At 48.3% G+C, this 14,473-nt stretch carries 9 protein-coding genes and 1 riboswitch; of the genes, 8 read left to right on the top strand and 1 reads right to left on the bottom strand.

Annotated features, from left to right (window positions below; all coding sequences use genetic code 11):
- The first annotated feature begins 257 nt into the window (after window positions 1-257).
- The 8 genes from GVJ32_RS03485 (at window position 258) to GVJ32_RS03450 (ending at window position 11,975) form a co-directional block, all read left to right on the top strand.
- On the top strand, window positions 258-893 hold the full coding sequence (locus tag GVJ32_RS03485) for a hypothetical protein (RefSeq protein WP_159238674.1): 636 nt from the start codon (window positions 258-260) through the stop codon (window positions 891-893).
- A 219-nt stretch (window positions 894-1,112) separates the two neighbouring features.
- Complete coding sequence (locus GVJ32_RS03480; protein WP_159238673.1) at window positions 1,113-1,316, top strand: DUF6447 family protein; 204 nt, start codon at window positions 1,113-1,115, stop codon at window positions 1,314-1,316.
- Between the two features lie 143 nt (window positions 1,317-1,459).
- A riboswitch (TPP riboswitch) is annotated at window positions 1,460-1,574 on the top strand.
- A 114-nt stretch (window positions 1,575-1,688) separates the two neighbouring features.
- The gene (gene thiC, locus GVJ32_RS03475) at window positions 1,689-3,602 is read left to right on the top strand and encodes a phosphomethylpyrimidine synthase ThiC (RefSeq protein WP_159238672.1); all 1,914 of its coding nucleotides are present in this window, start codon (window positions 1,689-1,691) and stop codon (window positions 3,600-3,602) included.
- Window positions 3,603-3,640: 38 nt separating this feature from the next.
- Entirely contained in the window at window positions 3,641-4,759 is a 1,119-nt protein-coding gene (gene thiO / locus GVJ32_RS03470) for a glycine oxidase ThiO (RefSeq protein WP_159238671.1), read from the top strand.
- A gap of 187 nt (window positions 4,760-4,946) precedes the next feature.
- Window positions 4,947-5,162 (top strand): sulfur carrier protein ThiS, encoded by a 216-nt coding sequence (thiS, locus tag GVJ32_RS03465; protein WP_235035031.1) that lies wholly within the window; start codon window positions 4,947-4,949, stop codon window positions 5,160-5,162.
- A gap of 98 nt (window positions 5,163-5,260) precedes the next feature.
- On the top strand, window positions 5,261-6,061 hold the full coding sequence (locus GVJ32_RS03460) for a thiazole synthase (RefSeq protein ID WP_159238670.1): 801 nt from the start codon (window positions 5,261-5,263) through the stop codon (window positions 6,059-6,061).
- A gap of 101 nt (window positions 6,062-6,162) precedes the next feature.
- Window positions 6,163-6,804 (top strand): glutathione S-transferase family protein, encoded by a 642-nt coding sequence (locus GVJ32_RS03455; RefSeq protein ID WP_159238669.1) that lies wholly within the window; start codon window positions 6,163-6,165, stop codon window positions 6,802-6,804.
- A gap of 266 nt (window positions 6,805-7,070) precedes the next feature.
- Window positions 7,071-11,975 carry a tandem-95 repeat protein gene (locus tag GVJ32_RS03450; protein WP_159238668.1) on the top strand — a complete coding sequence of 1,635 codons (4,905 nt, stop codon included), beginning with the start codon at window positions 7,071-7,073 and terminating at the stop codon, window positions 11,973-11,975.
- Window positions 11,976-12,143: 168 nt separating this feature from the next.
- On the opposite strand, the gene GVJ32_RS03445 is transcribed toward GVJ32_RS03450, so the two are convergent.
- A complete protein-coding gene (locus GVJ32_RS03445; RefSeq protein ID WP_159238667.1) occupies window positions 12,144-14,294 on the bottom strand; it encodes a TonB-dependent receptor plug domain-containing protein in 2,151 nt (716 codons plus the stop codon).
- Between the last annotated feature and the right edge of the window lie 179 nt (window positions 14,295-14,473).

Below are 14,473 nucleotides of genomic sequence, written 5' to 3'. Positions count from 1 at the left end.
TTAGGCAGCCCTTAAGAATACAACCCAGCTTCGGCTGGGTTTTTTTTTGCCTATTTAGCGGCAAACCCTTGCCGGATTACCGAAGCAAACTCAGTGGGTTGTTTACTTGTAAGTTTATAAGTGATTGATTTTTATTTTGAATTTTTAGTGTGGGCTGAAGGCACAAGATTTGCTTCCTATTGAGTAACTAAGAAGCTGTTTAGTTAGGTTTTTAGCAAATGCGCCTCGTAAACAACAGATAAATTGATAGGTTCGAAATGATAGTCAACTACGAAAGCTCCGCATCCACGCCCATTTCTGTGGCCCGCTCGCAAACAAAGGAGGCGACTAATCCTTTTGCTGATTTTTTTGCAGAAAAACTCCAAGCCCTGAACCCTCAGGGAGGTAACAATACTTCTTCTGGTGTAGAGCTGGCCAACGTCTATAGTGAAAAATTACAGCTATTGAACCAGCAGCGACTGTCGACAATAGACGCCTTGGAGCAAGAGCCTCCTCTCTCTAATTCCTTGAACGCAAAATTAGAGATGCTGGCGGCAACCGATAAGGAATTCCATTACGCAGCAGCTGACCTAAGGATCAGCTATGGCAAAGCCCAAATGCAACTCGGAGCAAGCACCGATCCAGATGGCCGCATGCAAATTAAAACTCCTAGCGATTTGGGTCGAGCGGTTAGCCAGTACGCAGACGAGCAGCGTGTTGCGCTGTGGCGTCGCACAGAACTACGCAGTGACACCGTAGAGGCAAATATACGCAGCGGTGCCGTCGGCCAGCTACAAGCCATCGAGCTTAGAAGTCAGCGCGAAGCAGAAGATGCTGCCGACGCTTTGGCAACCCAACAAAGAATTCGGGAATACCGTAACACCCTATACGCCCAAATGACCGGCCAGACCTAATAGCCATTACGCCTTCCAAAGCCTGTAGCCATGCACATTGAGGCATGGCCTAAAAGCTGTTAAATTACGCACTGCTTTTATTGGGCGCGGCATAGTATGGTAGCGTCTTCTAATCTGTTTAATCGCTAATATGTTTAAGCCTAAAACCGCGTATAAGCGGCGATTGATGGTTTTGCATAAGCAACAAAATTCAATTCTTCATGCAAGGACAGTAGTTCAATGACTGACGCTCAAAAAATCACCATCGACGGTAAAGAATACGACTTAGCTTCACTAACCAACGAAGCAAAAAGCCAATTAATGAATATTCGCGTAGCAGACCAAAAAATCGCCTCTGCACAACAAGACTTGGCAGTACTGCAAACTGCTCGTAACGCATACGCACGTGCCCTTGCTGAAGCGCTACCAAAAGTTAATCAGTAAGCATTTTAGTACCACCGAGCGAAGGTGGTAGTAGGAAGGCGCTTCTTTGTATTAGAGGCGCCTTTTTTATTGGAGGTACGGCAGCAAGAGTTAGTCGTCTTCATTTCCCTTCTTGCTTAGCGATATTGTTAACCGTACACTAACTGCTCTTGTCGGGGTGCCCGCGCAAATAATTGTGCAATGTGGCTGAGATCGTTTTCGAATCCCGTATTACCTGATCTGGATAATGCCAGCGTAGGAAACAAGATCTTCTCAGCGGGAGCTCTCCTGCGTTTTTGTAAATTGAGAGCCGATCTCGTTCATCTCCTCTGGCCTTATTTCAACGCTATCGTCTAACGCTGCCTGCGTTTTGGCGCAAAAAGGGGAAAGAGCATGAGTTCGTCTGACTATCCATTACTGCGTGACACCGCCCAAGTTGATGCCGCATCTGTTGAGCCACTGCCGGGTTCATCTAAAATTTATGTGCAGGGCAGTCGCGCCGATATACAAGTGCCGATGCGTGAAATTAAACTCACCCCAACGCCGGTACAGACTAGTGACGGCGCTACCCGTTTGGAGCCGAATCCACCGGTGCGGGTTTACGACACCTCTGGTGCCTACACCGACCCCAAGGCAAATATTGATATTCGCAAAGGCCTGCCGGCAATACGCGAACAGTGGATTATTGACCGCGAAGACACTGAGCTACTGGCCGGCGATAGCTCTGAATACAGCCGCCAACGCGCCGCTGATTTACGCTTGCAACAATTGCGCTTTGACTTAAAGCGCAAGCCTCGCCGCGCCATTGCAGGTAAAAATGTTAGCCAAATGCATTACGCCCGCAAAGGTATTATTACCCCAGAAATGGAATATATTGCGATCCGCGAGAACATGGCTTTGGCAGCGGCTAAAGAGGCGGGGGAAGCTTTTGGCGAGCTGGGCTTCCAACACCCCGGCAATGATTTTGGTGCGAGTATTCCAAAGCAAATTACCCCTGAATTTGTGCGTGATGAAGTGGCTCGAGGCCGCGCAATTATTCCCGCCAATATTAATCACCCAGAATTAGAGCCAATGATTATTGGCCGTAATTTTCTGGTGAAGGTAAATGGCAATATCGGTAACTCAGCGCTTGGCTCTTCTATTGAAGAAGAGGTCGCCAAACTGACCTGGGGAATTCGCTGGGGTGCAGACACGATGATGGACCTGTCCACCGGCAAAAACATTCATGAAACCCGCGAATGGATTGTGCGCAATTCGCCGGTGCCTGTTGGCACCGTACCCATCTACCAAGCTCTAGAAAAAGTCGATGGCGTTGCCGAAGATTTAAGCTGGGAAATTTTCCGTGACACTTTAATTGAGCAAGCTGAACAGGGCGTTGATTATTTTACAATCCACGCCGGCGTGCTACTGCGCTATGTACCGCTGACCGCAAAACGCGTGACGGGGATTGTGTCGCGTGGTGGCTCAATTATGGCCAAGTGGTGTTTGTCGCATCACAAAGAAAACTTCCTATACACCCACTTTGACGACATTTGCGAAATCATGAAAGCCTACGACGTGTCCTTCTCGCTAGGCGATGGGCTGCGTCCAGGCTCGGTGGCTGACGCCAACGATGAGGCGCAATTTGGTGAATTGCGAACCTTGGGTGAACTGACAAAACGGGCGTGGAAGCACGATGTACAAGTGATGATTGAAGGCCCCGGTCATGTGCCCATGCAAATGATTCAAGAAAACATGACGGAACAGCTCAAGCACTGTGACGAAGCACCGTTTTATACCCTTGGGCCATTAACGACCGACATCGCGCCTGGCTATGACCACATCACCTCTGGCATCGGCGCCGCGCAAATCGGCTGGTATGGCTGCGCCATGCTCTGCTACGTTACCCCAAAAGAGCACTTGGGCTTGCCGAATAAAGACGATGTAAAAACTGGCATCATCACCTACAAAATTGCCGCCCACGCCGCAGATTTAGCAAAAGGCCACCCCGGCTCACAACTGCGAGACAACGCCCTAAGCAAAGCCCGCTTTGAATTCCGCTGGGAAGATCAGTTTAACCTCGGCTTAGACCCTGACACCGCCCGCGCCTACCACGACGAAACCCTGCCGAAGGAATCCGCCAAAGTCGCGCATTTTTGCTCCATGTGCGGCCCCAAATTCTGCTCAATGAAAATCACCCAAGACGTCCGCGACTACGCCGCCAAACTCGAGTCCGACGAACTTGAAGCGGAAATGCAGAAAAAATCCGCAGAGTTTAAAGAGCTGGGTAGTGAGATATATCTTTCTAGTCAGACGTCAGGCGTCTGAGGTCTGACGCAAATAATAATTGGGGTCAGTGTAAAAATATGGCAGTAGGCGCAGATCTTACATTCGGCGTCGGACGTCCGACGTCCGACACTCAAAGCATTGGTATCGCCGGCGCAGGTCTTCTCGGTCGTCTTCTGGCGTGGAAGCTATTGCACCAAGGTCACCGCGTTAGTTTATTTGATCGCGGCAGCCGCGCGGGGGAGTGCAGCGCGGCTAAGGTAGCGGCGTCTATGCTGGCACCATACAGCGAAGTGGTTAGCGCCGAGCGTTGTGTGTTTGATTGGGGGCGCATGGCTTTAAGCTGGTGGCCGCAGGAGTTGGCAGCGCTAAAGGCGCTGACTGGCGAGCATATTGATTTTGCCGCCGAGGGTAGTGTGGTGGTGGCGCATGAATTGGATAAATCTAGCTTAAATCATTTTGAGCAACAGTTACGCAGCAAGGTGGCGGATTGCGAACACAATATTGAGCGTATTGATCAGCGGCGTTTAGCCGAGTTGGAACCTGAGCTGGCGGAACGTTATCGCGGTGGTTTGTTTTTGGCGGAGGAGGGGTATCTCGATAACGGTGCGTTACTGGCTACATTAGAAACGGCGATTACCCAGCTCGGTGGCGTGTGGCATGAATACAGCAATGTTCAGTGCGTAGAGGCAGGGAAAATAGTTTTAGAAAATCAGGCCTATGAATTTGATTGGGCTATCGACAGTCGCGGCATGGGCGCTAAAAATCAGTTAGCAAATTTGCGCGGTGTTCGCGGTGAAGTGTTATGGGTACACGCGCCAGAAGTGAATTTAAGGCGGCCGGTGCGGCTCATGCATCCACGCTATAAATTATATATTTCGCCGCGCTCAGGAAATCGCTATGTGATTGGCGCAACCGAGATTGAAAGCGAATCAATGAAACCTGTGACGGTGCGCTCAAGCCTAGAATTAATGTCAGCCCTGTACAGCGTACACAGCGGCTTCGCCGAAGCGACATTGCTACACGCCTACGCCCACTGCCGCCCCGCGATGCCCGATAACCTACCGATAATTCACTGCGAGGAGGGTTTGTTAGTGGTGAATGGACTCTACCGGCACGGTTATTTATTAAGCCCTCATGTAGTCGAGTCCGCCTTGGCGATGATGGGAGAGTCGGGCGTAGGGCTGCAAGATGCTTGACGGGAGACGGGAGAGGCAAAGACAGCAGGCATCTGCGGTTCTGCGCTTACCGTCTCCCATCAAGCGTTCAGCAAAAAATTAGGGGATACGATACGCCCGATGTCGGAAGTCTGATGTCGGACGTTAGGAATGATTTTACGTCAGGCGTCTGTCTTCCGACGTCCGACCATTGATGCAGAGTACAAACATGACCGGATTAATAATTACCGTTAGTGTCAATAATGAAAGCAAAGACTGCGCTTCAGATCAGCCCCTAGCCCGGTTATTAACGGTCTGGGGCTTTGACGCCGAGAAGGTGGCAATTGCCGTTAACGAGGATTTTGTTCCGCGTTCGCAGTATGAACATTATTGCTTGGAAGATGGCGATAAAGTGGATGTGTTAGCGCCCGTGCAAGGTGGGTGAGGGCTTTTTAGTCTGACGTCGGGTGTCTGATGTCTGGCGATACGCGTGCCTGTACGTCCGACGCCTGACGTCCGACTAAACTATTACTGAGCGATAAAATGACAACATCTGAATCAGACAAATGGACCCTCTACGGCCAAACCTTCCAAAGCCGCTTATTGATCGGCAGTGCGCTGTATCCGTCGCCGGCAATTATGCGCGAAGCGATTACGGCGTCTGGTGCCGAGATTGTCACGGTGTCTTTGCGTCGGCAGTCGCCTGAGCAGGGTGGCGGCGAAAGTTTTTGGCGGCAGTTAAAAGAGATGAATAAAACACTGCTGCCCAATACTGCGGGTTGCCATAGTGTGAAAGAAGCTGTCACGCTTGGGCAAATGTCGCGAGAGCTGTTTGAAACCGATTGGTTGAAGTTGGAGGTGGTTGGTGATGATTACAATCTTCAGCCCGATCCATTTGGCACGGTTGAGGCTGCGGAGAAGTTGGTAAAGCTTGGCTTCAAAGTCTTTCCCTATTGTACCGACGATTTAGTGTTGTGCCAGCGTTTGCGCGATGTTGGCTGCCAGGTGTTAATGCCCTGGGGCTCGCCAATTGGCACTGGGCGGGGTTTGATGAACCCTTATAATTTGCAAACTATTCGTGAGCGGATTCCGGAGCTGCCCTTAATCGTCGATGCCGGTATAGGTAAGCCGTCGCACGCGGTGCAGGCTTTGGAGCTGGGTTACGACGGTATTTTATTGAATACCGCCATCGCTCAGGCGGGTAATCCGGTGATGATGGCGGGGGCATTCCGCGATGCGGTGAACGCCGGCCGTCAAGCTGCTTTAGCTGGTGCTATGCCGGAGCGCCAAACCGCGTCCCCATCGACGCCGACATTGGGCATGCCGTTTTGGCATCAGCAGTGATTAGCGAAGGGTTTAATCTAATAAAAGATTGACCACGTAAATAGGGCCTAAGCAGCGCACTCAGTTATAGTGGCTAATAATTAAAAAAATTGGAGCATCTTATGCTTAAAATTCATCATCTCGGTATGTCACGTTCAGATCGCAGCATTTGGTTGGCTGAAGAGTTAGGTTTGCAATACGAGTTAGTGACTCATACTCGCAATCCGGACACGTTTCGTTCGCCGCAGTCATTATGGGATGTAAGCCCCATGGGGAAAGCGCCGGTGATTGAAGACAAGGGCCGGACGATTCCAGAGTCTGGCGCTATTGTTGAGTATATTTTGAATGTATATGGCGAGGGGCGTTTAAGGCCGCCGACTGATAGTGAGGAATATGTCGATTATTTGCATTGGATACACGCCGCTGAATCCACGCTAATGACGCCGATTTTTATCAATATGCTTAGTGTGATGACCGCGACCGACGCACCGGGTTTAAAAGGTTTTTGCGACGGTGAGTTTAAAACCGTGTTTACGTATATGAATACTATTCTTGCCGAGCGCGATTATATTGCCGGTGAATTTTCCGGCGCAGACATTATGGTGGCGTTTCCGTTGATGATGTTGGAATCTCCCTTATTCATTCAGGCAGGCGATGTGAAGGGAGAGGCCTTTGTGCCTTATCCAGCTATTCAGGCTTACTTAAATCGTTTGCGAGCAAGGCCTGCCTGGGTAAAGGCTGAGGCTATTTTTGCCGCCAAGTAAGTAGGTCTAGGTCTTCTCTACGGATTTTGACTCGTCTGATGATGGGTTTGGGCGTTTATGGTGCTTAACACATTGTTAGTGCTATGAATGTGTGCTGTTTCCGTCTTTTTTGCATTTGGAGTGCCTAGATAGGTGTAATTACCTATTTACTAGCGCGCCAAGACTTCCAAATTCCTTGTATATAAGTAAACTAACTGTCTTGTAAATAATTATTACATACGGATGTTGGCAGAAGCCCACCTGCAGGAACTTGGAGATTTCAGATTATGAATAAGCAAAACTTGGCGGCAACAGCTTCGGTAAATCAAGAAGTTGAGTCTGATAATCCTCTGCTGTCACCTGAGCAGAGTCCTCTGGTTGAGACTTTTGAGCAGCCAGTACCACTGGATGCTGAGAAAAAGGAATTAGACGAGGTCCAAAGCGTCGAGATTGACGCCAAAGGTATTCAATTAGCCGAATTATCAACGTCTGATTTGCTTCCTCAAGACGATACATTAATGACAGATTCCGCAGTGAGCCTTCAAAATGTTGGCTTTGAGGCGGCGGATCGCAATTATCAGTCTGGTGGGTATAGCTCCAGTGGCTATGGCTCGAGTGCATACGGTGCCAGTTCCGGTCTTTCTGGCCCAGCGACTGTTGGTCTTGGTCTTGTAGGTCTTGTGGCTGTTGGTGCTGCATTAAGTGGTGATAGTAGCTCTAGTAGCAGCAATAATAGCGGCGGTGGGGATAATGGCGGTGGGGGCAACAATGGTGGTAACAATACCGCCCCAGTTATTAGTGGTTTAAGCCAGATTTCTACCGCCGAAGACACTGCGATTGTTTACACTGTTAATGCCACTGACGCTGATGGTGACAGCCTAAGCTACAGTATTACTACGCAAAATAATGGTGTTCTAACCCCAGTAGCAAACAATCCAACGCAATTCACTTATACGCCTGCTTTAAATTTCAATGGTCAAGATTCCTTTACAGTTTCTGTAACCGACGGTAAAGGTGGGACAACCAGCAAGACGGTTACCGTTAATGTTAGCCCTGTAAACGACGCCCCTGTTGCCGCGAACTCGCAAACTGTTAACGCACCAAATGGCGACCCACTCGAAGTCGTGGTTAGTGCAAGTGATGTAGATGGGGATGCATTAACTTATACCATCTCCTCTTTACCGAGCAAGGGTGCGGTAGTGGCGGTTGCAAATACTCCCGGTAAATTTGTATATACCGCAGATGATGCTGACGCCACAGGTAGTGATTCATTTGTTGTCACAATCAGTGACGGCAAAGGTGGAACAATAACTCAGAAAGTCACGGTGAATTTAGGTGATAATTTGCCGCCCGAGCTGGCTGCAACTCAAGCAGTGACAAGCGCAGAAGATGAGTCCGTAACGGTAACGGTGACGGCAACAGACCCTAATAACGACGAACTTACTTACTCAATCAGTACACAGGCTGGTAACGGCGTAGTAGTGCTAACTGATGAGCCCGGAGTGTTTACGTATACACCGGCAAAAGATTTCAACGGTAGCGACAGTTTTGTTGTTGCGGTGAGTGACGGTGAAAATACGAGCACCCAGACGGTGAATTTAACGGNTACTCCCGTCAATGATGCGCCAGAGGTGGCGGCTACTCAAAGTGTGCAGTCAGCGGACGGTAAAGCCATTGATATTACCGTAGAGGCTACCGACGTAGATGATGATGACTTAACCTACACTGTGACTACCGCACCAAGCAAAGGTGTCGTAGTGAATAATGACGATGGCACCTTTACTTACACTCCTACTAATGAAGATTTTGTCGGCAGTGACACATTTACCGTACAAGTTGATGACGGGAATGGAGGGAGTGTTAGCCAGAAAGTGCAGATTGCCATTAATACTGACACTGAAAACCTTACTACAAACCACAATGCGCCTGTGAGTTTTACAGTCGCTGATAGCGGCAGTTCAACTTATGCTGCGGGTAGCGCTGATAATGGTGTGATTGTGCCAACGAGCACGCCCGGAAAATTTGTGTATTACCCGAACCCTGGATTTAGCGGCAACGACAGCTTTGACGTGGTTGTGTCAGATGGTATTGGCGGCGAAACTGTACATAAATACACGGTAAGTGTAGACCCAGCGGGCGTTGAGAGTAGTAATTTAACGACGTTTGTAGATACTCGAGAAGGCACCGCTGCCGCTGATACTTACATTGGTATTGTTGATGCTGCGGCGGCGATTCCGTTTTTAACACCCACAGATACCACGTTGAATCCTGGTGATTCTATTAATGGAGGTAGTGGCGGTGTAGATCGTTTAGTGGTCGATATGCGAGCTAATTTCGACGGCTTTGGGGGAGTTGGCGGTGGCGGTAATATGCAAGGCGTCGAAATTCTCACGATTAATAATACTTCGGGTGGCGCTCGGGCTTTTAATGCGTCAAATGTTAGTGGTTTGACGTATTTGCAGTTAAACGCGAATGATCAGGATTTCAATTTTAATCAATTGGCTGATACTAACTTAGTATTTGAGTTAAGTGATGCTGATGGTTTAGCTACAAACCCTACTCCTAGCTCACCAAGTTTAGTTTACAACCTGAACTTTAATGCGGCTGCTAATTCGGGTGAAAATAACTCGCTTACCCTAATTCTAAACGACGTAGGTCGCCGTAGTGCTGCACAAGGGCCTGATGATGGAGTGGCGGTTTTTGCGGCAGGTATAGAAAATTTGACGGTAGTTGCTCGCAGTGGCGAAAACTACATCGATCTCCAAGGCATTTCTGGTATACAGAAATTGACCTTAGGGGGGGCGGGCGATTTAGATACCCTATTCTTTAATGGAGGGTCTCTTGGTACGCCTGATCCATTAGCTGCGTTTTCTAAGCTCAGTGCTGTTAATGGCTCTGCAGCCCTAGGTGACTTGAGTTTGTCGCTATTCTCTGCTGTCGCGATGAGCTCTATTTCTACAGGCTTAGGCGATGACATAATTGTGGCGGGTAATAATGTCCGCTCTAGCACGGTTATTAATGGCGGTGCAGGCGACGATATTTTAAAGCTGGTGGGTATTGATGACCTTTCTGGCACGTCTACCACTGTCACCTTGACGCCAAATATGACCGGCGTTGAAACCTTGGATCTTCAGCTGGAAGATACCGTTACTAATTTTGTGTTGTCAGGCAGCAAGGCAGTTGGCTTGCAGAAAATACAAGTTAGCAATGATGGCGGTATTGATAATGATGCTGCTGCTGCTGCTGCTACTGCTACGGAAACTACGATTCGCGATTTTGGCAGCAGGCCATTAGAGCTCGCTTTTTTAGAACAAAGTGGCGAAACTTACCAAGGGAATGACAACTTTACTGTTCAAGATTCTGGCGCGCTTACTATATCTACTCAGAGTGAAAATAATAATAGCTCCGGCAGCTTTGCGGATAATATCACCGCAGTAGCGGCGCCGAGTATTACCTTGAATGTTGGCGATGACACTACTTATAGCGGCGATGTGACAGCTAACGTTGCTAAAACTGCATCTATAGTTATGGGTGCTGGCAGCACAATAGACGGCACAAATTTAGAAACCACTAGCGCCACCAGTATTGATATTACTGGGGCTGTAGATACGCAAATAAATAATTTGGGATTGCTTGCTCAAAGCGTAAGCACCTTAAGCATTTCAGGCAGCACGGTTATAAATGGCCTCGGGGATTCGAACCTCGATAAAGTGAGTAATATTGTTGCGACGAATAACCTCGGTGGGTTGGATTTAACATTTACGCCTGCTACTGGAGCGCAATCTGGTATTGGTGCATTCTCGAACAGTGTAACTGTCAGAGCTGAGGGCGCGGTTGTTGCCACTACCGGTGGTGTTGGCCTTGAAGTCGAGATCGGCGCTTACTCACCTGGAAATGGCAGTGCAACGGTAAAAGGTTCGACTCAGCTGAAAAATGATATAACGGTTGGCGCAGGGCGAAATAAGATAAGTATTACTGGCGGTTTAGGTGATGACGTCGTCGTACTCAAAGAAAGATTTACCGGTGCTGCTGGCGAAAGCGTCAGTATTGATTTTGGTGATGGTGTTGGTGACACGTTGACCCTCGCTGCTGGTAATAACGTACTTGAGTCCTTAAATAGCGCGAATGGTGCTGATGAAATTGTAGCTGGTGCGCTTAATGATACGCTTGTGGTGAATGCCCTAGCGGTATCTACTCAAAAGGTTACCTTTACCGACTTTAGTGCGATAACGTTTTTCGGTAAAAACAACCTAAATGACCTTATTAATCTGCAACAAGTGGATGTTGGGGCGGCCATCGTTACTATCTCTGGTCGGGGTGGGAATGACACCATCATCGGTACTGCTAGTAATGACATCATTAATGGTGGTGCGGGTGTGGATACGCTGACCGGCGGCGCGGGCAATAATACCTATGTTTACAACGCGGGCGATGTTGTTGCTGGTGAGGTCATTAATTTTAATAGTGCGGGAATTGAAACGCTGCGAGTTGATAGCTCTACTAATTTGAGCCAGTTAAACGGCGGTGCCGCATTAACGTTGCTAGATAGCGTTAATATCGCAGAGGGCCAAACGGCCACCTTTAACTCATCTCAACTCACGGGTTTGAGCACGGCTATTAGTGGTACTGGTATTAACGGCGGTGAGAAGGTGGTAATCAATGGTGGTAGTGGTGCGGACACTGTCGACCTTTCAAATTTGAATTTTAATAACATTGAGTTAGTGTCAGTAGATGGCGGTAGCGGTGCAGACACTTTTACTAGTGCAGTTAACCCAGCTCCGGTTGTTTTTGTGCATAATCGTACTGACGGTGTTTTGAATACCTCTGTTAATGGGAATGAAATAGTTTTCGGAAATGGGGTAGATAAAATTATAGGCTTTAAGGATGCCCTGGATTTTATTGATTTAGATGTTTCGCGAGCGGATTTGATTGATAACAACGGCCAATTTAACGTTAATGCAGTCGACTTTGGACTTGTAGATAACGGCTACGCCGCTATTAAGGGTAATTTTGGCAGCGGCGTTAATAGTAATGTATTTACTATCGATAACGCGGGGAGCGACTTGCTATTCGCATTTGACGCGTATTCATTTACCAATAATAGTCCTACGGTCGATACCGTCGAAGTTGGGTTTATTGGTTTGGTGGGTGCGGGTGCGATTACTTTCGATCAGAATGATATAATCGCCTAAGCCACAGCTATGATAGATGGCCGCCCGTGGCCTAGTCATGGGCGGCTTTTTTTATGTCTACTCTATTTTTGGGTGGCGTCGCTGCGATGTGAAAAGATCAGGGTGTCAGATCCTGAGGTTTGGGTAGATAAGACAAGTAGCGGATATAGAGGGGTACTATTCCATCCTCTAATAACGAACCTCAAACCCGAGGGATGGGAAAATCCCAATCCCGTGTTCGGCGGCGACGGGGATGTTTTCTCCGTAGCCTGCGGGTGTGTAGGAAAGGGGGTCGCGATCTGTGGGGCTGTATTCATAGCCTTCTATATTGTCTTGGTCGTAGGCGTTTAGCACGTCTATATAGAATTTCCAGTAACGGCCATTTTCCGATGGCTTGGTATATTCCGCGCGTAAATCTAGGCGATGGTAATCCGGCAGGCGCTCAGAATTAAAGCGGCCATATATTGGGTCTGCGACTCCTATAAGATTGACCTGATCAAGCAAGTCGGTAATGGCCCCAAGTAAACCACCGGAGGGGTTTTGTAATAGTAATTCAAGGAGGTTGGGGCTTGTTTGATTACTGCTGTCGAGCCCGACTACCGGCGTGTATAGCGCGCCGGACTGATAGGTCCAGGTTGCGCCGAAGTTCCAGAAGTCGTTGAATTGGTAATTGACGGCGATATTAAAAATTACGGGCTTATCATATTCAAAGGGGGAGGTGTCGCCGCTGCGTAAATCTTTTCTTTCGGTTTTGCCAAAGCTCAGCGCGGTCCAGCCATACCATTTATCACTTAGCTCTTTCTTAAGAAAAAATTCGATGCCGTAGGCATTGCCTTCTGCGTCATTTGAATAGCGCTCGGCAAAGTCTGGGTCGCTAGGCTGAATATTAATGACGACGTCGCTGAGCTGTTTGTAATACAGCTCAGCGCGGAAAAGCCAGTCAACAGATAGAAATTTCTCAACGCCAAGTACGAGGTGTTTGGCTTTTTCGACATCGAGATTGGCGTTGCCAACGCCGTCTATAATCTCTGCTAATTCTGGTGATTGCGAATGCATACCGAAAGCCGCGTAGCTTTTTAAATCGTCGTTTGCTTGATATTCCCATCTTAGGCGCGGCTCAAATTGAGATTTTCCTAAATAGTCATAGCTGGTGTAATGCGCCGCGACGGTGACGGTGTGCTGAGAGTTTAGGCTGATTACGTCTTCTATATAGGCGTCGTTGGTTTTAATGGTCACGTCGTCATTAAGAGTAATAAATTCCGCGTCGGCGGTTGAACAGTCGCTTTCAAAATCTGAGCAGGTTGGGATTTTAGCTGCGATTTCAAAATCGTATTTCGAGGTGCTGGTATTCACACCAAAGGTAAGGTGATGCTTGTCGGAAACGGCTTGGCCATAATCGAAGCGGATCACATAACGGTCTGCCGGCGTATTGACGGTTTGTTCGTTGCCGTAATCTAAATTTAGAAATTCATTTATATGAGAAACGATCAGATTGGCTTCTTTTATGCTGCTGTCTGATGACCATGACCAAACGACAGATTGACTGTGAAAGCCTTGGTCGTAAGACAGCGGGCCAGCGAGATCGGGGTCGCGGGCGACGTAATCGTTATTGCTGTCTGCCTCTGCCTGTAAATCGTCTTCTGCACCGGCGGCAATAAAAGACAGGCTATTTTTACGGTTTACATCCCAGCGATATTTTACTTGGTAGTCCTGCGCCACCGGAAAGTCAGTGATTGATACGCCGTCTTCATCTTCGGTTAAGGAGTCAGTATCAAACTGGTCGAGTAGGCTGCGACGGTAGGAGGCATAAAAGGCAGAATTCTCACTGACTTGGCCTTCCACGAGTACTCCAGTTAACAGGAAGCTCCCGCTGATGGTGGTGCTGAATTCTTCATGCCGAGGATCACGAAGCGTAACGTCGATGACGCCGCCGGTAGCATTGCCATATCGGCTCGGAAACGCGCCGGAATAAAGTTCAAAGCGCTGTATTAGGTTTTTATTAAAAATAGAATTGCCAAATACATGAAATAAATATTCGGCGGGAATCGAGTCAATATAGTAGATATTGTCTTCTGCCCCAGAACCGCGAATAACGGGTTCACCACCGCTGGAAAAAGTGACGCCAGGTAAAGAATATATTGCCTGCAGGGGGTCATCTGCCGCACCGGCAATACTAAAGAGTTGTCTGGATTCTTCGCTTATTTTTGTGGTGTCTTGCCGCTTTAGGCCGGTAACAATGACTTCCTCTAAGGTGCCGCTTTTGGGACGTTCGTTTTCTGCGGTGGCCAAAGTGGGGGTTAAAAATAGCAAACTAAGAATCGTTAGCTTGAAGCCTTCCATGTGGCACCTTTGAGTTTGGTGTTTTTTTTATAATGTATCTAAGCGTAGCACAGTATGTAATAGGGGAAATACCGTGATGTTGAGGTAGTTGATTGGTGTTAATGACGATTTCAGTGGTCTGTTGGCGATGTGGCCGTCAGTTTTTTCTATTTGCGTTAAGGGCGCTAATGGGAGCGGGG

Source organism: Zhongshania aliphaticivorans (assembly GCF_902705855.1).
In the GTDB taxonomy this organism is placed as follows: Bacteria; Pseudomonadota; Gammaproteobacteria; order Pseudomonadales; family Spongiibacteraceae; genus Spongiibacter; species Spongiibacter aliphaticivorans_B.
Note: the sequence above shows the minus strand (reverse complement) of the source record. Positions and strands in the feature narration are given on the sequence as shown.

Bases quoted from the DNA above. Each gene is read 5' to 3' on its own strand.
- GVJ32_RS03485 (WP_159238674.1), top strand. From the start codon at position 258: ATGATAGTCAACTACGAAAGCTCCGCATCCACGCCCATTTCTGTGGCC.
- GVJ32_RS03480 (WP_159238673.1), top strand. From the start codon at position 1,113: ATGACTGACGCTCAAAAAATCACCATCGACGGTAAAGAATACGACTTA.
- thiC (WP_159238672.1), top strand. From the start codon at position 1,689: ATGAGTTCGTCTGACTATCCATTACTGCGTGACACCGCCCAAGTTGAT.
- thiO (WP_159238671.1), top strand. From the start codon at position 3,641: ATGGCAGTAGGCGCAGATCTTACATTCGGCGTCGGACGTCCGACGTCC.
- thiS (WP_235035031.1), top strand. From the start codon at position 4,947: ATGACCGGATTAATAATTACCGTTAGTGTCAATAATGAAAGCAAAGAC.
- GVJ32_RS03460 (WP_159238670.1), top strand. From the start codon at position 5,261: ATGACAACATCTGAATCAGACAAATGGACCCTCTACGGCCAAACCTTC.
- GVJ32_RS03455 (WP_159238669.1), top strand. From the start codon at position 6,163: ATGCTTAAAATTCATCATCTCGGTATGTCACGTTCAGATCGCAGCATT.
- GVJ32_RS03445 (WP_159238667.1), bottom strand. From the start codon at position 14,294: ATGGAAGGCTTCAAGCTAACGATTCTTAGTTTGCTATTTTTAACCCCC.